Genomic DNA, 18,431 nt, shown 5'->3' with positions numbered 1-18,431 from the left:
CATGGCCGGACGGGTTTCCGCGCTGCACCGCTACCCGGTGAAATCGATGCTCGGAGAAGTACGCGACCGGGTCCGGATCGGGCCGATGGGCGTCGACGGCGACCGCCGGTACGCCCTCATCGACGAGGAGACCGGACGAGTCGCCACCGCCAAGCACCCGCGGCGATGGAGCACCCTGTTGCAGTGCGCGTCGACGACCGGCGAGGACGGTAGCGTCACGGTTACCCTGCCCGACGGACGAAGTATGCCGGTCATCGAGGCGGCCGAGCCGCTGTCCGAACTGCTCGGGCGCACAGTGCATGTCGCCGACGAGCGGGCTGCCGGCGTAGTTCTCGAGCGGTCCGATCCGCTGGAGGTGCTCGCACACGGCATCGACGCCGAGTTCGATCCGGTGCTGCTCGAACTCGGGCAGGGTGCACCCGGCGGCGCGTTCGTCGACCACTCGCCGGTGCATCTGATCACCATCGCCACTCTGGACGCGATCGGCGTGGGCATCGCTGAGGCGCTGCGGTACCGGCCCAACGTCGTCATCGACGTCGGGTCCGAGCCCTTCGTCGAGAACGAATGGGTGGGAGCCCAAATCGAGCTCGGTGAGGCCACGCTACGCGTCACCCTGCCCACCCCACGCTGCGCCGTTCCGACCCTGCGACATGGTGCGACCGAACGCCTTCCGGATGCCGTGCGGTACCTGCTGGACCACAATCGCGTCGAGGTGCCGGGCTTCGGTAAGGCGCCGTGTGCAGGGGTCTACGCCGAGGTTGTCACCGTCGGCACCGTCAGTACCGGCGATAAGGCGCGAGTACGCCCGCCGCAGCGGTGACCGCGTCCGTGACTCGGTCGACGATCGGACTATCCAGTTTCCAGCACTGCCAGAACAGCGGGACATCGAGATGCGCCTCGGTGATCCGCACGAATGATCTGTCGTCCAAGCGGGGCCGGGCCAGTGCCTCGGGGAACATCCCCCACCCCAATCCGGCTTCGACCGCGGCTCCGAAGCCCTCCGCCGTCGGCACAAAATGCTGGGGGCGGGATAGGTCGCGACGAAACACCTTGCGCACCAACATGTCCTGTAGAGCATCGTCGCGGTTCCATGCCAGGGACGGCGCGTGGGCGGCCGCTGCGGCAGTGAAGCCGTCGAGCAGATACCGGTCGCGATACCCGGGACTGGCCACCGGTAGATAACGCATAACCCCCAGAGGCTGCACGCGGCATCCCGAGACCGGCGTGCGCTCGGTCGTCACCGCGCCCATCACCACGCCCTCTCGCAGCAGCCGCGCCGAGTGGTCCTGGTCTTCGATGCGGATGTCGAACAGCACATCGCCCAAGGCGGCGAACACCTCGGTGAACCAGGTGGCCATCGAATCGGCGTTGACCGCCATGGCGATTCGCGGAGCGCCGCCACGTCCACCGGCCATTTCGGCCAGCGCCTCGGCCTCCAACAACGCGGTCTGCGCCGCCAACCGCAACAGCGGTACGCCTGCCGTTGTTGCGCTGCAGGGCTTTTCGCGGACCACTAGCACCTGCCCGACCCGCTGTTCGAGCGCCTTGATGCGCTGACTGACCGCCGACGGAGTGACGTGCAATTGCGCGGCCGCCGCGTCGAAGGAGCCGTGTTCGATCACCGCCGCGAAGGCCGCCAACTGCTGAGCGTCAACCGTCACATTAATGATGCTAATGCAGCAGGAGAATCATTAGCTGTATTGATGCAAGGCTCAGCCCTACCGTCAAGCCATGACCTCTTCGCTGGTGATGGGTTTCTCGGCCTCGTTGGCGTTGATCGCCGCGATCGGTGCACAGAACGCGTTCGTGCTCCGCCAGGGGATCCGCCGCGAGCACGTGCTGGCGGTCGCTGCGGTATGCACGGTGTCCGACGTCGTGTTGATCGCCGCGGGCATCGCCGGGTTCGGGGTGCTGATCCGCGCACACCCGGGCGCACTCGAGGTGGCCAGATTCTCCGGCGCGGCGTTCCTCGTCGGCTACGGCATCCTCGCGGCGAGACGCGCCCTGCGGCCCTCCGCGCTGACCCCCTCCGAGGAAGGACCGTCCCGCCTGCTCGGGGTGCTCGTCACCTGCCTGGCACTGACCTGGTTGAACCCGCACGTCTATCTCGACACCGTGGTGCTTCTCGGCGCGCTGGCCAACGAACACCGCGACGGACGCTGGCTGTTCGGCGTCGGGGCGGTCACCGCCAGCGCGGTCTGGTTCTTCAGCCTGGGTCTGGGCGCGCGGCGGTTGGCCGGGCTGTTCGCCACGCCGATGACGTGGCGTGTGCTCGACGGAGTGATCGCGGCCTCGATGATCGGACTCGGCCTGTCGTTGGCCTTCGCCTGACACAATCGCGGTGATGTCGCCGTCGAGGAAGCGGGTATGAAGAGGTGATGACGAAACCCTCCGCCTCAGGTAAATCCGTTTTCATCACCGGGGCCGCCGCCGGAATCGGGCGCGCCACTGCGCTGACGTTCGCCCGCAACGGATACGTCGTCGGTGGCTACGACATCGACGAGATCGGGCTGAAATCGCTGGCCGACGACATCGAGCAGCTGGGCGGTGTCGTGCACACCGGCCATCTCGACGTCACCGACCCCGACGAGATGGCCGCGCGAGTGCGGGAGTTCGCAGAGGCCGCTGGTGACCGGCTCGACGTGATGATCAACAACGCGGGGATCCTGCGCGCCGGTCGTTTCGAGGAGATGGATATCGCGGGTCACCACAAGGAGATCGACATCAACGCCAAGGGCGTGGTCAACGGTCTGTATGCGGCGTTTCCCTACCTGCGAAAAACCCCGGGCTCGGTTGTCGTGAACCTGTCTTCCGCGTCGGCGATCTACGGTCAGGCCGAGCTGGCCAATTACAGCGCCACCAAGTTCTTCGTCCGCGGGATCACCGAGGCGCTCGACATCGAGTGGAACCGATACGGCATCCGGGTCATCGCGATGTGGCCGCTGTATGTGCAGACCGCGATGACCCAGGACGTCAGAACCGGCACGACGGACTCGCTCGGCATCCGGCTCACGGCACAGGACATCGCCGACGCGATCCTCGAGGCCATCGAACCGTCGCGGCTGCGGCGGGCCATCCACCAGGTGCACTTCCCCGTCGGCAAGCAGACCAAGGTGATGACGATCGCCTCCCGGTTCTCGCCGGGCTGGCTGACCCGTTACGCGAACAAGAAGCTGTCGCATTCCTGATGTTCCGGATGACGGTCGAGGACGTCTTCGCGATCCGCAACCGCGGTGTGGTGGCGACAGGCCGGGTCGAGTCGGGCACCCTGCATGTCGATGACACCGTGCACATCAACGGCGGGCCCGGCATCACCGTCACCGCCATCGAACAGTTCCGCAAGCGGCGCGCCGAGGTGAGCGCCGGCGAGACCGTCGGCGTGCTGTTCAAGGACATCGAGCGGACGCAGATCAACCGCGGCGATGTGCTCACCTCGTCGGGCGAGGCCGCACCCATCGAGTCGACCACCGTCATCTGCTGAGGTTCGATTCGCGCTGATCGCAACGGATGCCCGCGCGTGGCGCCGCGTCGATCATCGGCACGCTGTATCTGTCGTGGGGCGGAGACAAGTCGGCGATCAGCACGGTCAACGACCTGCGGACGTGGTTCTTGATCTTCGCGTTCGTCGCGATCGGCCTGGAGTTCTCCCTAAGGGGGCTGCGGGAGGCTGGTTGGCGACCCGTGGCGTTGTTCGCCTCGGCGACCGTGGTGAACATCGTCGTGGCACTGGGTCTGGCCGTCGTGTTGTTCGGGAACTTCCAGGTCGGTTAGCTACGCTCGCCGGGTGGCCACGGGGCTGAATCGACGAGGCTTCCTGACGATGACCGCCGGCGCGGCGCTCGTCACCGCCGGATTCACGGCCGGATGCGGTTCGGACAAACCCGGCACCGTGGCCAAGGACGGCTCGGTCACCGTCAAGCACGTCTTCGGCGAGACCAAGATCCCCGGTCCGCCCGCGCGGGTGGTCAGCGCCGGGTTGACCGAGCAGGACGACCTGCTCGCGCTCGGCGTCGTACCGGTCGCGGTGACCGACTGGTTCGGAGGCGAACCGTTCGCGGTATGGCCCTGGGCGCGAGCCAAACTCGGCTCTGCACAACCAGCCGTGCTCAGCCTCGCCGAGGGCATTCAGGTCGACCAGATCGCAGGGCTGAACCCCGACCTCATCGTCGCCACCAACGCCGGACTCGATTCGGACACCTACTCGAGGCTGTCGGAGATCGCGCCGACCGTCGCGCAGGCTGGTGCCGAGGCGTTCTTCGAGCCGTGGAAACAACAAGCCACCACCATCGGGCAGGCGGTGTTCAAACACGACGAGATGCAGGCGCTGCTCGTCACCGTCGGCGACAGGTTCATCGCGGTCGCCGAAAGCAATCCCGGTTTCGCGGGCAACACCGTGGCGCTGTTGCAGGGCCGGCTGGACAACGGAGAACCGCAGGCCCTGGCGCCCGCGTGGCGCATTGAGTTCCTCACCGCGATGGGCTTGAGCGTCACCGACGGACTCGGTGCCGACGTGCTGATCTGGGCCACCGAGTCCGACGAGGAACAGTCCGCGCTGCTGGCCGAGCCGAGGGTCGCCGAGCGCGGCACGGCGAACGTCTTCACGGGCAAGGAACTCGCGGGCGCGATCGCCTTCGCCTCACCGCTGTCCTACCCGCTGGTGGCCGACCAACTGCCGGCGCGCATCGCCCAAGCCCTCGCCTGAGAAGATTGCGCGGTGACCGCCGACATTGAGGCCGAGCACCGCGGGTTCGCGACCACGGGATCGGCCTATTACCCGACGCTGGTCGCGGTCTTCACCGGCTTGGTCCTGATATCCAATATCGCCGCTACTAAAGGCGTCGCGTTCGGGCCGTTGCTCACCGACGGTGGATTCCTCGTCTTCCCGCTCACCTACGTCATCGGTGATGTGTTGAGCGAGGTATACGGGTTCAAAGCCGCCCGGCGCGCGGTGATCATCGGCTTTTGCATGCAGGCGTTGGCGGTACTCGTGTTGTGGGCGACCGTGCACCTCCCTGCTGCGCCCGACTACACCAACCAGGAGGCGCTCGCCAGCACCGTCGCGTCCATCACCGGGTTGGCGGCCGCTGGGCTGGCCGGCTTCCTCGTGGGACAGTTGGTCAACGCCTGGGTGGTGGTGCGTATCAAGGCACGCACCAAAGAGAAGCACCTGTGGGCCAGATTGCTTGGCTCGACAGTCGTCGGCCAGTTCGCGGACACGTTGGTGTTCTGTGCCATCGCCGCACCGATCATCGGATTCGGCGATATGCGCTCGTTCGTGGTGTACGCCGCTCTGGGATGGGTCTACAAGACCGCGGTGGAAGTGGTCGTGCTGCCCGTGACGTACCGGGTGATCGCCTTCATCAAGCGCCGCGAGCCGACGTATCGGCCCGCCGCTTGAGGCATCGCTAAAACTCCTCTGGCAAGGCTCATAGAGCAGGCGTATTGCAAGCTACTCGCGGGTAATTTCGCAGGTATGACCGTGACAGCCGAAATGGAACGTGACGTGCCGGGCGCCGGCGCGATGCCGATCCGCGACTACGGGGATCGGGCGCTGTTGCTCGAGTTCGACACCACCGCCGAGGTGTTGGCGTGGAGCGAGGCGATCCGACGGGCCGACCTGCCCGGCGTCCTCGACATCGTCCCCGCCGCGCGAACCGTGTTGGTCAAGCTCGCCGAGCCCAGATATCAGGCGCCGACGCGACAGCGTCTCGGCGGGTTGCGCATCGACGCCGATCCGGAGGCCGAGCTGATACCACCCGCCGGCGGCCGCGCCGACCTCACCATCGACGTCGTCTACGACGGACCCGATCTCGACGAGGTGGCCCGACTGACGGGGCTGACCCCTGACGACGTCGTCGCCGCACACACCGGCAGCATGTGGCGGGTCGCGTTCGGCGGGTTCGCACCGGGCTTCGCCTATCTCGTCGGCGGTGACCGCAGGCTCGAGGTGCCGCGGCGATCCGAGCCGAGGACCAAGGTGCCTGCCGGCGCCGTGGGTCTGGCGGGCGAGTTCAGCGGTATCTATCCGCGCGAGTCGCCCGGCGGCTGGCAGCTGATCGGCCGCACCTCGGCGGTGCTGTGGGACATCAACCGAGACAGCCCGGCGCTGCTGACATCGGGCATGTGGGTCCAGTTCCGGGCGGTCGAGTCATGACGACGACGCTGGAGATCCTGCGCTCCGGACCGTTAGCTCTGGTCGAGGACCTGGGCCGGCCCGGCTTGGCGCATATGGGCGTGGGCCGCTCCGGCGCCGCCGACCGCAGCTCGCACACACTGGCCAACCGGCTGGTGGCCAACCCCGGCGATCGGGCCACCATCGAGGTGACGTTCGGCGGGCTGGCGGCGCGGGTGCACGGTGACGATATCGCGATCGCGGTCACCGGCGCCGACACCGATCCGACCGTCGACGGAGCGTTGTTCGGCACCAACAGCATCCACTACGCCCGCGACGGTGAGGTGATCTCGCTCGGTGCGCCGCGTGCCGGCCTTCGGACATATCTGGCGGTGCGCGGCGGCATCGACGTCGAACCGGTACTGGGCTCGCGGTCGTATGACGTGATGTCGGCGATCGGTCCGCAGCCGCTGCGGACAGGCGATGTGCTGCCCGTCGGCGAGCACACCGAGGACTTCCCCGAACTCGACCAGGCTCCCGTCGCGGCCATTGAGGACGACGTGCTCGAGTTGACTGTGGTGCCCGGCCCGCGCGACGACTGGTTCGTCGATCCGGATGTATTGATTCGCACGAACTGGCAGGCGACCAACAAGAGCGACCGCGTGGGCATGCGGTTGGTCGGCGGGCCGCTCGAGTATCGCTGGCCGGACCGGCAACTGTCGAGCGAGGGCGCCACAAGGGGCGCAATTCAGGTGCCGCCGAACGGTTTTCCCGTCATCCTCGGGCCGGATCACCCGGTCACGGGTGGGTACCCGGTGATCGGTGTGGTCGCCGACGAGGACATCGACAAGGTCGCTCAGGTGCGGCCCGGGCAAACGGTGCGGATGCATTGGTCGCGGCCGCGCCGACCGTTCGGGGACCGTTAGTCACACCGCGCTGGTAGAAAAGCAGTGTGCATGTTCAGGATCCGTATGCTCCCGTCGTGCGCATCCACAGCGCACGGCTGATCCATACCTCCGACCTCGACCCGGAGACGCGCGCGGACGCCAAGCGCATGGTGATCGACGCCTTCGAAGGCTCGTTCACCGACGTCGACTGGGAGCACTCGCTGGGCGGCATGCACGCGATGATCTTCGACCACGGAGCGCTGATCGCGCATGCGGCAGTGGTCCAACGGCGGCTGCTGTACCGCAAAACCGCGCTGCGGTGCGGTTACGTCGAAGCGGTCGCGGTGAGTGAGGACTGGCGCGGGCAAGGCCTGGCCCGCGCGGTGATGGACGCCGCAGAGCAGGTGATCCGCGGGGCGTATCAACTTGGGGCCCTCAGCGCGACGGAGGCCGGCAGGCCGATCTACACGGCCCGCGGTTGGCTGCCGTGGCAGGGGCCGACGTCGGTGTTGGCGCCGGCCGGGTTGACCCGCACTCCCGACGACGACAACGCGCTGTTCGTGCTGCCGGTCAATGTGGAACTCGACACCAGCGCCGAGATCACCTGCGACTGGCGCGACGGCGACGTCTGGTGAGACTCACATCCGCACCGGGTGTGGGGTGAGGGGAATTTCACGGCGGGGTCACCGCACGGCATGTTGACGCAATAACGCCTCGTTAACGTCGGCTTTCATGACGTTCTGCAGGCTGCGGGCGGTGCCGACACGCCTCGGAAATGGCCAAGTAATCGCTTGGAAACATGCGCTGCCTACACAGGTTCCATGACTGAGCCGGACTGGGCGCCGCTGACCGGATTCCGGGTAGCCGTGACCTCCGCTCGGCGCGCCGACGAGCTGAGCGCGCTCCTGCGCCGCCGCGGTGCGACGGTGACCAGCGCGGCGGCGATCCAGATGGTGCCGTTGCCCGACGACGACGAGCTGCGCGCCCACACCGAAGGCCTGATCGACGTCCCGCCCGACATCGTGATCGCCACCACCGGCATCGGGTTCCGCGGCTGGGTCGCCGCGGCCGACGGCTGGGGGCTGGCCAACGACCTGACCGGCGCGCTCGCGAAGGCCCGCGTCGTGTCGCGCGGCCCCAAGGCGACCGGTGCGCTGCGCGCCGCCGGGCTGCCTGAGGAGTGGTCCCCCGACTCGGAGTCGTCACGCGAATTGCTGCACTACCTCGTTGAGGGCGGTATCGCCGGGCAGCGGATCGCGGTGCAGTTGCACGGAGCCACCGATGACTGGGACCCGTTTCCCGAGTTCCTCGACGAGTTGTGTGCCGCGGGTGCCGAGGTCGTGCCGATCCGGGTGTACCGGTGGCATCCGGCGCCACACAACGGTGACTTCGACCAACTGGTGGCCGGTATCGCCGACGAAAAGTTCGACGCGGTCAGCTTCACGTCGGCGCCCGCCGTCGCCTCGGTGCTGCTGCGGGCCAAGGAGATGGGCCTGGAGAACCAGGTGATCGCTGCCTTCCGCCGAGACGTGCACGCCATGTGCGTCGGCCCCGTGACCGCCCGGCCGCTGGTTCGGTTGGGTATACCGACGTCGGCTCCGGAGCGAATGCGGTTGGGGGCGTTGGCCCGTCACATCACCGATGAGCTGCCGCTGTTGTGTTCGCGCACCATTCGAGTGGCCGGGCACCTGCTCGAGATCCGCGGCACGTGCGTCCTGGTCGACGGTGTCGTCAAGCCGGTGTCACCGGCGGGCATGGCGACGATTCGCGCACTCGCCCACCGGCCGGGAGCGGTGGTGTCGCGCGCCGACCTGCTGCGGGCCCTTCCCGGCACCGGCACCGACACCCACGCCGTTGAAACGGCCGTCTTGCGGCTGCGAACGGCGTTGGGCGACAAGAACATCGTGTCGACCGTCGTCAAGCGCGGCTACCGCCTGGCCGTCGAGGACAACCTGGCGTACACGCCATGAGCTATCTACTGGTAGCGCACGGCACGCGTAAACAGAGCGGTGTCGCGTTGATCGGGAGCCTCGCCGACCGGGTGTCGACCGCGCTCGGCACCCCGGTCCACGTCGCGTTCGTCGACGTCCTCGGCCCGACACCGAGTGAGGTGTTGCAGACGTTGTCCGATCGGACCATCCTCGTGCCGGCATTTCTGGCGCGCGGGTATCACGTCAATGTCGACATCCCCGCACACGTCGCGGCCAGTGGACATCCCGGCGTGACCGTTGCCGAGGCACTTGGACCCAGCCCCGCGTTGGCGCGTGTGCTCATGGATCGCTTAATCGAATGTGGCTGGCGTGCGGGCGATTCGGTGGTCCTCGCCGCAGCGGGCACGTCCGACCCCGGTGCGTTGTCGGATCTGCGACAGACGTCGGCGCTGTTGTCGGCGGTGATCGGTGAGCGGGTCGAACTGGCGTACGCCGCCACCGGTGAGCCGCGCGTCGCCGACGCGGTGGCGCGGCTACGTCGCAACGGCGCGAGGCGGGTGGTCGTGGCCTCGTACCTGTTGGCCGAGGGACTTTTTCAGGACCGGCTGCGCGACAGCGGTGCCGACGCGGTGGCCGACCCGCTGGGCACCCATCCCGCGATGGTGCGGTTGATCGCCAACCGGTTCCGCCGCGCCCGCGTTCCGCTGGCAGCCTGACTCACCGCCGCGAAATGGCATTCCAGCAGGTGTTCACTCGAACTTTCGCTGCTGGAATGCAATTTCGCGCAAAGACGGGTAGGGGTCAGCCGCGGACCTCGACGTGGCCGTCGGCGGTGACGCGCGTCGGGTAGACCGGCAGCGAGAACTCGGGATCGTCGAGGCACACGCCGTCATCGAGCGCGAAGGCCTGCTTCTTGATCGGGGACTGCACTGTCGGCCGGCCGCCGCGATCGCCGACGAGGCCGCGTGACATCACCGCAGCGCCCGAGAACGGATCGATATTGCCGACCGCATGCAGCGACCCGTCGTCCAGACGGAACAGCGCCGCCTGGCTGCCGTCGGCGAGTAGCACGCCCACGCCGCGGTTCGGGATCAGGAAGTCGTAGCGGCAGGCTGTTGTCCAGACCTGGATGTCGTTGAGAGTTGTCATCTTTGGGGCACCTTCGGCATTCCGATGGGGACGGGCACCTTGCGGCCGGACCGCTCGGTGAACTCGACTGTGGGGTCAGCGACGTCGGGGGCGTTGACGAAAGACACGAAGCGCGACAGCTTGTTCGGGTCGTCGAGCACGCCTTTCCATTCGCAGGCGTAGCCCTCCACGTGGCGGGCCATCGCATCCTCGAATTCGGCGGCCAAGCCCAGGGAGTCGTTGCAGACGACATCGCGGAGATGGTCCAGTCCTCCGTCCATCGCCTCCAGCCACGGCGCAGTGCGCTGCAACCGGTCGGCGGTGCGGATGTAGAACATCAGGAACCGGTCGATGTACCGGATCAACGTCTCGTCGTCGAGGTCGCCGGCCAGCAGCTGCGCGTGCCGGGGCGACATGCCGCCGTTGCCGCAGACGTAAAGATTCCAGCCTTGTTCGGTGGCGATGACGCCGACGTCTTTGCTCTGCGCCTCCGCGCATTCGCGCGCGCATCCCGACACCGCCATCTTGATCTTGTGTGGTGCGCGAAGCCCGCGGTAGCGCTTCTCGATTTCGACGGCCATGTCGACGGAGTCCTGTTGACCGTAGCGGCACCATGTGCTGCCGACGCAGCTCTTGACGGTGCGCAACGACTTGCCGTAGGCGTGCCCGGATTCCATGCCGCCGTCGACGAGCCGGCGCCAGATCTCGGGAAGCTGGTCGACGCGGGCGCCGAACATGTCGATGCGCTGCCCGCCGGTGATCTTGGTGTACAGGCCGAAGTCCCTGGCGATCTCGCCGATCAGGATCAGTTGCTCCGGTGTGATCTCGCCGCCCGGTGACCGTGGCACCACCGAGTAGCTGCCGTTTTTCTGTATGTTGGCCAGGAAGTGGTCGTTGGAGTCCTGCAGCGAGGCCTGCTCCCCGTCGAGGATGTGCTCGCTGCTCGTCGAGGCGAGAATCGAGGCCACCACCGGTTTGCAGATGTCGCAACCCTTTCCGGTGCCGAACCGCTCGATCAAACCGGAGAACGTGCGGATCTCGGTGGCGCTAATGATCTCGAACAACTCGGCGCGCGACTGCGAGAAGTGTTCGCACAGCGCCTTGGACTGTTCAACGCCCTCGGCCTCCAGCAGCTGCTTGAGCAGCGGCACGCACGAACCGCAGGAGGTGCCCGCGAGCGTGCACTTCTTCAGGCCGGGCACGTCGGCGCATCCGCCGCTGATGGCCTCCTTCAGGTCACCCTTGGTGACGTTGTTGCAGGAGCAGATCTGCGCGATGTCGGGCAGCGCGCCGACACCCAAACCCGGTGCGTCGCCGTCGGAGGCGGGTGCGATCAGCGACAGCGGGTCACCGGGCAGTTCGCTGGCTACCATCGGACGCAGCACACCGTAGGCCGACGCGTCGCCGACGAGGATTCCGCCCAACAGGGTCTTGGCGTCATCGGAGAGCACCAGCTTCGCGTAGGTCTGCTTGACCGGGTCATTGACCACGACGTTCAAGCAGTTGGGCGTGTGGCCCTGGGCATCGCCGAAGCTGGCCACGTCGACGCCGAGCAGCTTGAGCTTGGTCGACATGTCGGCTTCCGGGAACTCGGCGGCGCCACCAAGCAGGCGATCGGCCACCACCTCCGCGCTCGTATAGCCGGGGCCGACCAGCCCATAGCAGCGGCCCTCGATCGCGGCCACCTCGCCGATGGCGTAGATGTCGGGATCGCTTGTGACGCAGGATAGGTCGGTCAGCACACCGCCGCGCTGGGCAATCTCCAGGCCCGCTTCGCGGGCGAGTTCGTCGCGCGGGCGCACACCGGCGGCGAACACGATCAGGCCGGTGTCGATATGGCTTCCGTCGTTGAGGGACAACCGCACTGAGTCGTCTTGGTCGGATTTGCGCAGCGGCCGGTTGCGCTGTGCCGGCGCGATGGTCTCGGTGCCCACGCCGGTGTGCACCTCGATGCCCAGGCTCTTGACCATCCTGCTCAGCAGCGCGCCGCCTGCCTCGTCGAGCTGCGCGGCCATCAGGTGGGGCGCCATCTCGACGACGTGGGTCTTCAACCCGAACGCGCGCAGCGCATTCGCCGCTTCGAGGCCGAGCAGACCACCGCCGATCACCACACCGACGGGCGCCTTGGACGCGAGTGCCGTTTCGGCGCCTGCCCGGATCGCGTCGAGGTCGTCGAGGGTCCGATAGACGTGGCAGGCCGGCAGGTCGCGGCCCGGCACCGGCGGTACGAACGCATACGAACCGGTCGCCAACACCAAGGCGTCGTATGGAATCCGGGAACCCTCGGCGGTCAGCACCGCCTTGTCCGTCCGGTCGATCCCGGTGACCCGCGTGCCCAGCCGCAGCTCGACCAGCTCGTCATCCGGGTAGTCGTTGCCCGCGAGCGCCAACCGGCTGCGGTCCCAGTGTTCGGTGTACCCGGTGAGCCCGACCCGGTCGTAGGCGGCATCGGCTTCCTCGGCGAGGATCGTCACCCGCCACTGGCCGTCGGCGTCACGGGACCGCAACGCCTCGACGAATCGGTGCCCGACCATGCCGTGGCCGACCACGACCACGTTCCTTGTTGACCGCATGCCGCCGACGCTAAGCAGCCGATATTGCCGCAATGTCGCCTCGTGTGAAGCAGCGATCACGGTGTGCTCACATCGACCCGCGGCCGCTGTGAGCCCGATGCTGCGGGTTCGCTCGCGGCGAACGACCTAAAGGAATATGAGCGTAGGTGACTCAAGTTTTACTAGCTGAGAAACCGGCACAGTACCGGTTCGACAGCGAGGAGGCAGACATGAGCACATTGGCATTACGCACTCGTCCCACGTGGGATCTGGACCGGTGGGTACGCGACTTCTTCGGCCCCGCGACGGCTGAAAGCTGGGCCGCGGGGGCGTTCACCCCCGCCGCGGAAATCGTCAGGGAGGGCGACGACGCGCTCGTCCGCGTCGAGCTTCCGGGCCTAGACGTCGAAAAGGATGTGAACGTCGAGGTCGACAGGGGCTACCTCGTGATCCACGGCGAACGTCGCGACGAGCGGTCCGAAGATAAGGACGGTCGCACGCTGCGCGAAGTGCGTTACGGGTCGTTCCGTCGATCGTTCAAGCTCCCCGAGCACGTCACCGGCCAGGACATCAAGGCCGAGTACGACACTGGTGTGCTGACGGTGCGGATCCCCGGCGCCCACAAGGGCCGTCAGACGCAGCGCATCGCGATCGAAAACAAGTAAGCACCTCGATACGGCAGCCGGTGGAACTTCGGTTCCACCGGCTTCGTCGTCTCAACGCTCGGTTGTCGTGGGGGCCGCGCCGGTGGTGGTCGGCGGTGGCTCCGGGGCCCTGATCTCGGTCGTCTCCACGCTCGGCATCGTGTAGCTGGGGGTGGTCGTCGTCGTGGTGGTGTACGACAGCGGAATCGACGTCGCCGCCGGCGGCGGCACCGAAGCGGGCACCCTGGCCGCGTCCGAGGTGCGGACCACCGCGTAGATCAGGATCGCCACCAGGACCGCCGCGACCACGCCTGCAGCCATGATCAGTGACTGGTCGTCCTGCCAGTTCAGGTCGTCGTCAGCCATGTCTTTCGTCCTAGACCCAGCGCTGCAACAGTTCCTTGGCCTGTGCCGACAGCGCGCGCTGCAGGAACGGACCGAAGCTGACGCGCGCCACACCGAGCGGCCCGAACGACGCGGGGTCGTCCTGATCGGGCAGCCCGATCGCGTTCACCGGCAGAGGTAACTCGGATGTCAAGCGCCGCAACGTGTCCGGATCGTGACGGCCGACGGGGTAAAGCACGTCGGCCCCTGCCGCGGCGGCTTCGGTCAACCGCGCGATCGCACGATCCACACGGTCGGACTCGTCGCCGTCCTGGCGCAGGAACAGGTCCGTACGCGCGTTGATCACCACGTGCACGCCGGTCGCGTCCGCCGCCTCACGCAGCGCGCCGACGAGCTCGGCGTGCTCGGTGGCCGAGCGCAACCGGCCGTCCTCGCTGTGCACGGTGTCTTCGATGTTGAACCCGACACCGCCCGCCTCCAGCAGGCCGTCGATGAGCCGCGCGGGCGACTGGGCATAGCCGGACTCGAGGTCGACCGAGACCGGCACGTCGACGGCCGCGGTGATCTGCTTGACGCGGGCGATCACGTCGTCGAACGACATGCCCTCCTGGTCCGCTTTACCGACGGAATCGGCCAGCGGATGGCTTCCGACGGTGAGCGCAGCAAATCCTTCGTCGACCGCCAGCCGGGCCGACCAGACGTCCCAGACGGTCGGCAGGATCACCGGGTTCCCCGGTATGTGCAAGGCCAGCAGGGCGTCGGCCCGTTCTTTGAGGACTTGGTCGGGCATCGGGCCGTCTCCTTTTAGTTTGACGTGATCTGTCTCACGGTGCACTGCATGATGGAGCTAGCATCGGGTGTCGTACTGTGATGCCTGACACCCTTCAGCCCAAGGAGGTCAATTGTCCAGCACTACCGAACTTGCCGAGCTGCACGAGCTAATCGGAAGCCTGCGGCGGTGCGTGACATCGTTGGCGTCGAGGTACGGGGACACCCCCGCGACGCGTCGGATCGTCAACGACGCCGAACGCATCCTCAACGACATCGACCGTCTCGACATTGACGCCGAAGAGCTGGAGCTGGCCCGAGGCGTGGTGCACCACCACGCCGGAGACCGCATCCCGATCCCGGACACCCAGTACGACACCGAGTTCTGGCGCGGCGTCGATGACGAAGGGCTCGGCGGCGTCCGCTGACGCGGACCCCCGGGCACCGGGACAACTCAACACCGAAAGGCAACAGTGAGCGCACCCACCGCCGACCGCAAGGCGACCGGCGTCTTTTCGCCGAGCCGTGCCGAGATTCCGCAACGCACGCTGCGCACCGACCGGTGGTGGCAGTCACCGCTGATCGTGAACCTGGGCTTCGCGGCCTTCCTGATCTACGCCACGGTGCGGGCGTTCATGCAGAAGTGGTACTACGTCGCCGACTACCACTACCTGACGCCGTTCTACTCGCCGTGTCTGGCGAAGTGGAACGCCGCCGAGCAGTCCGGGTGTATCCCGGAGTCCAGCCACTTCGGCCAGTTCCTGCCCGATGTGTGGTGGCTGCCGTACGCGGCGGTGTCGCTGCCGTTCCTGCTGCTGTTCCGCTTGACCTGCTACTACTACCGCGGCGCCTACTACCGGTCGGTGTGGCAGTCGCCGACGGCTTGTGCGGTGCCGGAACCTCGGGCGCACTACACGGGCGAGACGCGGCTGCCGCTGATCATCCAGAACACCCACCGCTACTTCTTCTACATCGCCGTGCTCATCTCGCTGATCAACACCTACGACGCGATCGCGGCGTTCCACTCGCCCTCGGGCTTCGGATTCGGCTTGGGCAACGTGATTCTCGTCGGCAATGTGATCCTGCTGTGGACGTACACGGTGTCGTGCCACTCCTGCCGTCACGTCGCCGGCGGCCGCCTCAAGCACTTCTCCAAACATCCTGTGCGGTACTGGATGTGGACCCAGATCAGCAGGCTCAACGTGCGTCACAAGCAGTATGCGTGGATCACACTCGGCACGCTGATGCTGACCGACTTCTACATCATGTTGGTGGCCAGTGGTGCCATCTCTGACCTGAGATTCATTGGCTGAGCGCCTAATTCAATCGGTAGTGAGGTTTTCTTAATGGCGGAACTGGAACGGCACTCCTACGACGTCGTCGTGATCGGCGCCGGCGGTGCGGGTTTACGCGCGGTCATCGAGGCGCGCGAACGCGGCCTGAAGGTCGCGGTGATCACGAAGTCGTTGTTCGGCAAGGCCCATACGGTGATGGCCGAGGGCGGCTGCGCCGCGGCGATGGGCAACGCGAACCCGAAGGACAACTGGCAGGTCCACTTCAAGGACACCATGCGCGGCGGGAAGTTCCTCAACAACTGGCGCATGGCCGAGTTGCACGCCAAGGAAGCCCCGGACCGGGTGTGGGAGCTGGAGACCTACGGCGCGCTCTTCGACCGCACCAAGGACGGAAAGATCAGCCAGCGCAACTTCGGTGGGCACACCTATCCGCGGCTGGCGCACGTCGGTGACCGGACCGGCCTGGAGATCATCCGGACCCTGCAGCAGAAAATCGTCTCCCTGCAGCAGGAGGACAAGGAGGAGTTCGGCGACTACGAGGCCCGCATCCGCGTCTTCCACGAGTGCACCGTCACCGACCTCATCAAGGACGGCGATCGGATCGCGGGCGCGTTCGGCTACTACCGCGAAGGCGGCAACTTCGTCCTGTTCGAGACGCCGGCCGTGGTGTTGGCGACCGGTGGAATCGGCAAGTCCTACAAGGTGACGTCGAACTCCTGGGAGTACACCGGCGACGGCCACGCGCTGGCGCTGCGGGCGGGTGCGACGCTGATCAACATGGAGTTCGTCCAGTTCCACCCCACCGGCATGGTCTGGCCGCCCAGCGTCAAGGGCATCCTCGTCACCGAGGGTGTGCGCGGCGACGGCGGAGTGCTGAAGAACTCCGAGGGCAAGCGCTTCATGTTCGACTACATCCCGGCGGTGTTCAAAGGTCAGTACGCCGAGAGCATGGAGGAAGCCGACCAGTGGCTCAAGGACAACGACTCCGCGCGGCGCACCCCTGACCTGCTGCCCCGCGACGAGGTGGCCCGTGCGATCAACTCCGAGGTGAAGGCCGACCGCGGCACCCCGCACGGCGGCGTCTACCTCGACATCGCCTCGCGGCTGCCTGCCGAGGAGATCAAGCGGCGGTTGCCGTCGATGTACCACCAGTTCATGGAACTGGCCGAGGTCGACATCACTAAGGAGCCCATGGAGGTCGGGCCGACGTGCCACTACGTCATGGGCGGCATCGAGGTCGACCCGGACACGGGCGCGGCCAAGACGCCGGGACTGTTCGCCGCGGGTGAGTGCTCGGGCGGCATGCACGGCTCGAACCGGCTGGGTGGCAACTCGCTGTCGGACCTGCTGGTGTTCGGCAGGCGGGCCGGCATGGGCGCGGCCGACTACGTGCGCGCGCTCGGTGAGCGCCCGACGGTGTCCGACGCGGCGGTCGAGGAATCGACCAAGTTGGCGCTGCATCCGTTCGAGGGCCCGTCCAACGGCGACAACGCCGAGAATCCGTACACCCTGCAGCTGGACCTGCAGGACACGATGAACAGCCTGGTCGGCATCATCCGTAAATCCGACGAGATCACCGAGGCCATCGACAAGCTCAAGGAGCTGCGCGAGCGGTACAAGCGGGTCCGAGTCGAGGGTGGCCGACATTTCAACCCGGGTTGGCACCTAGCCATCGACCTGCGCAACATGATCCTGGTCAGCGAGTGCATCGCCAAGGCCGCACTGGAGCGCACCGAAAGCCGCGGCGGGCACACCCGCGACGACTATCCGTCGATGGAATCCGAGTGGCGCAAGACGCTGCTGGTGTGCCGGGCCGAAGGTGAGACCGTGGTTCCCGACATCGACATCACCAAGCAGGACCAGGTGCCGATGCGCGACGACCTGCTGGAGCTGATCGACATCGAAGAGTTGGAGAAGTACTTCACCTCCGAAGAGCTCGCCAACCACTCGTCTAGGAGAGACGCATGAGCTACCAGGCAAAGATGCGAGTGTGGCGTGGCGACGACAACGCCGGCGCGCTGCAGGACTACTCGGTTGAGGTCAACGAGGGTGAGGTGGTGCTCGACATCATCCACCGGTTGCAGCAGACCCAGACCGGCGACCTGGCCGTGCGCTGGAACTGCAAGGCAGGCAAGTGCGGATCCTGCTCGGCGGAGATCAACGGCAGGCCCCGCCTGCTGTGCATGACGCGGATGTCGACCTTTGCCGAGAACGAGGTCATCACCGTGACTCCCCTGCGCACCTTTCCGGTGATCCGTGATCTGGTGACCGACGTGTCGTTCAACTATGAGAAGGCCAGGGAGATCCCGGCGTTCACGCCGCCGAAGGACCTGCAGCCCGGCGAATACCGAATGGCGCAGGAGGACGTCAATCGGTCACAGGAGTTCCGCAAGTGCATCGAGTGCTTCCTGTGCCAGAACGTCTGCCACGTGATCCGCGATCACGAGGAGAACAAGGAGGCGTTCGCCGGCCCGCGGTACCTGATGCGCCAGGCCGAACTCGACATGCATCCGCTCGACGTGCACGAGCGGCGCGCCGAGGACGCGCAGGAAGTGCATGGTCTGGGCTATTGCAACATCACCAAGTGCTGCACCGAGGTCTGCCCCGAACACATCAAGATCACCGACAATGCGCTGATCCCGATGAAGGAGAGGGCCGCCGACCGCAAGTACGACCCGGTGGTGTGGCTCGGCGACAAGCTCTTCCGGCGACGGTAGGAGCCGGAACAAACAGCTAGAGCCGGCGACGGTAGGAGCCGGAACAAACAGC

General features: G+C 66.7%; 21 protein-coding genes and 1 pseudogene. 17 read left to right on the top strand and 5 right to left on the bottom strand.

The features are described 5' to 3' along the window. The first annotated feature begins 1 nt into the window (after nucleotide 1). The gene (locus CEX87_RS11300; RefSeq protein ID WP_094287151.1) at nucleotides 2-820 is read left to right on the top strand and encodes an MOSC domain-containing protein; all 819 of its coding nucleotides are present in this window, start codon (nucleotides 2-4) and stop codon (nucleotides 818-820) included. Here CEX87_RS11300 and CEX87_RS11295 read toward each other — a convergent pair. Then, entirely contained in the window at nucleotides 777-1,661 is an 885-nt protein-coding gene (locus CEX87_RS11295; RefSeq protein WP_416171903.1) for a LysR family transcriptional regulator ArgP, read from the bottom strand. The genes CEX87_RS11300 and CEX87_RS11295 overlap by 44 nt on opposite strands. Before the next feature lie 70 nt (nucleotides 1,662-1,731). Here CEX87_RS11295 and lysE point away from each other — a divergent pair, with 70 nt between their 5' ends. The 11 genes and pseudogenes from lysE (at nucleotide 1,732) to CEX87_RS11240 (ending at nucleotide 9,646) form a co-directional block, all read left to right on the top strand. After that, the gene (gene lysE / locus CEX87_RS11290) at nucleotides 1,732-2,331 is read left to right on the top strand and encodes an L-lysine exporter (RefSeq protein WP_064417478.1); all 600 of its coding nucleotides are present in this window, start codon (nucleotides 1,732-1,734) and stop codon (nucleotides 2,329-2,331) included. Nucleotides 2,332-2,378: 47 nt separating this feature from the next. Beyond that, nucleotides 2,379-3,188 (top strand): SDR family oxidoreductase, encoded by an 810-nt coding sequence (locus CEX87_RS11285; RefSeq protein WP_064417477.1) that lies wholly within the window; start codon nucleotides 2,379-2,381, stop codon nucleotides 3,186-3,188. Then, nucleotides 3,188-3,481 carry an EF-Tu/IF-2/RF-3 family GTPase gene (locus CEX87_RS11280; RefSeq protein ID WP_094287147.1) on the top strand — a complete coding sequence of 98 codons (294 nt, stop codon included), beginning with the start codon at nucleotides 3,188-3,190 and terminating at the stop codon, nucleotides 3,479-3,481. Before CEX87_RS11285 ends, CEX87_RS11280 begins: the two co-directional genes overlap by 1 nt. Before the next feature lie 41 nt (nucleotides 3,482-3,522). After that, nucleotides 3,523-3,771, top strand: a pseudogene (locus CEX87_RS11275) (putative sulfate exporter family transporter); the annotation flags it as partial. 13 nt (nucleotides 3,772-3,784) lie between these two features. Continuing rightward, a complete protein-coding gene (locus CEX87_RS11270) occupies nucleotides 3,785-4,702 on the top strand; it encodes an ABC transporter substrate-binding protein (RefSeq protein ID WP_094287145.1) in 918 nt (305 codons plus the stop codon). 12 nt (nucleotides 4,703-4,714) lie between these two features. Then, complete coding sequence (locus tag CEX87_RS11265) at nucleotides 4,715-5,398, top strand: queuosine precursor transporter (RefSeq protein WP_066847998.1); 684 nt, start codon at nucleotides 4,715-4,717, stop codon at nucleotides 5,396-5,398. 75 nt (nucleotides 5,399-5,473) lie between these two features. Then, nucleotides 5,474-6,154 (top strand): 5-oxoprolinase subunit B family protein, encoded by a 681-nt coding sequence (locus CEX87_RS11260; protein ID WP_198957205.1) that lies wholly within the window; start codon nucleotides 5,474-5,476, stop codon nucleotides 6,152-6,154. Beyond that, nucleotides 6,151-7,038, top strand: a complete 888-nt coding sequence (locus tag CEX87_RS11255; RefSeq protein WP_064399948.1) for a 5-oxoprolinase/urea amidolyase family protein — start codon at nucleotides 6,151-6,153, stop codon at nucleotides 7,036-7,038. Before CEX87_RS11260 ends, CEX87_RS11255 begins: the two co-directional genes overlap by 4 nt. Nucleotides 7,039-7,064: 26 nt before the next feature. Next, complete coding sequence (locus CEX87_RS11250) at nucleotides 7,065-7,634, top strand: GNAT family N-acetyltransferase (RefSeq protein WP_094287143.1); 570 nt, start codon at nucleotides 7,065-7,067, stop codon at nucleotides 7,632-7,634. A 186-nt stretch (nucleotides 7,635-7,820) separates the two neighbouring features. Then, nucleotides 7,821-8,969: a uroporphyrinogen-III synthase gene (locus tag CEX87_RS11245; protein ID WP_064399949.1), complete on the top strand. Its 1,149-nt coding sequence runs from the start codon at nucleotides 7,821-7,823 to the stop codon at nucleotides 8,967-8,969. After that, nucleotides 8,966-9,646: a sirohydrochlorin chelatase gene (locus CEX87_RS11240; protein WP_064424731.1), complete on the top strand. Its 681-nt coding sequence runs from the start codon at nucleotides 8,966-8,968 to the stop codon at nucleotides 9,644-9,646. Before CEX87_RS11245 ends, CEX87_RS11240 begins: the two co-directional genes overlap by 4 nt. Before the next feature lie 85 nt (nucleotides 9,647-9,731). Here the strand turns inward: CEX87_RS11240 and nirD are convergent, their stop codons facing one another. Together nirD and nirB are read right to left on the bottom strand one after the other, a co-directional pair. Next, entirely contained in the window at nucleotides 9,732-10,079 is a 348-nt protein-coding gene (gene nirD, locus CEX87_RS11235) for a nitrite reductase small subunit NirD (RefSeq protein ID WP_064399951.1), read from the bottom strand. Beyond that, the gene (gene nirB, locus CEX87_RS11230) at nucleotides 10,076-12,631 is read right to left on the bottom strand and encodes a nitrite reductase large subunit NirB (protein WP_064417474.1); all 2,556 of its coding nucleotides are present in this window, start codon (nucleotides 12,629-12,631) and stop codon (nucleotides 10,076-10,078) included. The genes nirD and nirB overlap by 4 nt, the downstream gene beginning before the upstream one ends. Before the next feature lie 209 nt (nucleotides 12,632-12,840). Between nirB and CEX87_RS11225 the strand changes: the two genes are divergently transcribed. Next, a complete protein-coding gene (locus tag CEX87_RS11225) occupies nucleotides 12,841-13,275 on the top strand; it encodes an Hsp20/alpha crystallin family protein (RefSeq protein ID WP_064399953.1) in 435 nt (144 codons plus the stop codon). A 51-nt stretch (nucleotides 13,276-13,326) separates the two neighbouring features. On the opposite strand, the gene CEX87_RS11220 is transcribed toward CEX87_RS11225, so the two are convergent. Together CEX87_RS11220 and CEX87_RS11215 are read right to left on the bottom strand one after the other, a co-directional pair. Then, a complete protein-coding gene (locus CEX87_RS11220) occupies nucleotides 13,327-13,620 on the bottom strand; it encodes a hypothetical protein (RefSeq protein ID WP_064399954.1) in 294 nt (97 codons plus the stop codon). A 10-nt stretch (nucleotides 13,621-13,630) separates the two neighbouring features. Beyond that, a complete protein-coding gene (locus tag CEX87_RS11215) occupies nucleotides 13,631-14,389 on the bottom strand; it encodes an isocitrate lyase/PEP mutase family protein (protein WP_064399955.1) in 759 nt (252 codons plus the stop codon). A 112-nt stretch (nucleotides 14,390-14,501) separates the two neighbouring features. On the opposite strand from CEX87_RS11215, the gene CEX87_RS11210 reads away from it, so the two are divergent. The 4 genes from CEX87_RS11210 to CEX87_RS11195 are packed head-to-tail and all read left to right on the top strand — an operon-like array spanning nucleotide 14,502 to nucleotide 18,379. After that, nucleotides 14,502-14,795, top strand: coding sequence for a hypothetical protein (locus tag CEX87_RS11210; protein ID WP_064399956.1), 294 nt, complete (start codon nucleotides 14,502-14,504; stop codon nucleotides 14,793-14,795). 45 nt (nucleotides 14,796-14,840) lie between these two features. Beyond that, complete coding sequence (locus CEX87_RS11205; RefSeq protein ID WP_064399957.1) at nucleotides 14,841-15,680, top strand: hypothetical protein; 840 nt, start codon at nucleotides 14,841-14,843, stop codon at nucleotides 15,678-15,680. Between the two features lie 33 nt (nucleotides 15,681-15,713). Beyond that, a complete protein-coding gene (locus CEX87_RS11200) occupies nucleotides 15,714-17,630 on the top strand; it encodes a fumarate reductase/succinate dehydrogenase flavoprotein subunit (RefSeq protein WP_064399958.1) in 1,917 nt (638 codons plus the stop codon). After that, entirely contained in the window at nucleotides 17,627-18,379 is a 753-nt protein-coding gene (locus tag CEX87_RS11195) for a succinate dehydrogenase/fumarate reductase iron-sulfur subunit (RefSeq protein ID WP_064399959.1), read from the top strand. Before CEX87_RS11200 ends, CEX87_RS11195 begins: the two co-directional genes overlap by 4 nt. Nucleotides 18,380-18,431 lie beyond the last annotated feature (52 nt).

Source organism: Mycobacterium lehmannii (assembly GCF_002245535.1).
In the GTDB taxonomy this organism is placed as follows: domain Bacteria; phylum Actinomycetota; class Actinomycetes; order Mycobacteriales; family Mycobacteriaceae; genus Mycobacterium; species Mycobacterium lehmannii.
Note: the sequence above shows the minus strand (reverse complement) of the source record. Positions and strands in the feature narration are given on the sequence as shown.

Bases quoted from the DNA above. Each gene is read 5' to 3' on its own strand.
- CEX87_RS11300 (WP_094287151.1), top strand. From the start codon at position 2: ATGGCCGGACGGGTTTCCGCGCTGCACCGCTACCCGGTGAAATCGATG.
- lysE (WP_064417478.1), top strand. From the start codon at position 1,732: ATGACCTCTTCGCTGGTGATGGGTTTCTCGGCCTCGTTGGCGTTGATC.
- CEX87_RS11285 (WP_064417477.1), top strand. From the start codon at position 2,379: ATGACGAAACCCTCCGCCTCAGGTAAATCCGTTTTCATCACCGGGGCC.
- CEX87_RS11280 (WP_094287147.1), top strand. From the start codon at position 3,188: ATGTTCCGGATGACGGTCGAGGACGTCTTCGCGATCCGCAACCGCGGT.
- CEX87_RS11260 (WP_198957205.1), top strand. From the start codon at position 5,474: ATGACCGTGACAGCCGAAATGGAACGTGACGTGCCGGGCGCCGGCGCG.
- CEX87_RS11255 (WP_064399948.1), top strand. From the start codon at position 6,151: ATGACGACGACGCTGGAGATCCTGCGCTCCGGACCGTTAGCTCTGGTC.
- CEX87_RS11245 (WP_064399949.1), top strand. From the start codon at position 7,821: ATGACTGAGCCGGACTGGGCGCCGCTGACCGGATTCCGGGTAGCCGTG.
- CEX87_RS11240 (WP_064424731.1), top strand. From the start codon at position 8,966: ATGAGCTATCTACTGGTAGCGCACGGCACGCGTAAACAGAGCGGTGTC.
- nirD (WP_064399951.1), bottom strand. From the start codon at position 10,079: ATGACAACTCTCAACGACATCCAGGTCTGGACAACAGCCTGCCGCTAC.
- nirB (WP_064417474.1), bottom strand. From the start codon at position 12,631: ATGCGGTCAACAAGGAACGTGGTCGTGGTCGGCCACGGCATGGTCGGG.
- CEX87_RS11225 (WP_064399953.1), top strand. From the start codon at position 12,841: ATGAGCACATTGGCATTACGCACTCGTCCCACGTGGGATCTGGACCGG.
- CEX87_RS11220 (WP_064399954.1), bottom strand. From the start codon at position 13,620: ATGGCTGACGACGACCTGAACTGGCAGGACGACCAGTCACTGATCATG.
- CEX87_RS11215 (WP_064399955.1), bottom strand. From the start codon at position 14,389: ATGCCCGACCAAGTCCTCAAAGAACGGGCCGACGCCCTGCTGGCCTTG.
- CEX87_RS11200 (WP_064399958.1), top strand. From the start codon at position 15,714: ATGGCGGAACTGGAACGGCACTCCTACGACGTCGTCGTGATCGGCGCC.
- CEX87_RS11195 (WP_064399959.1), top strand. From the start codon at position 17,627: ATGAGCTACCAGGCAAAGATGCGAGTGTGGCGTGGCGACGACAACGCC.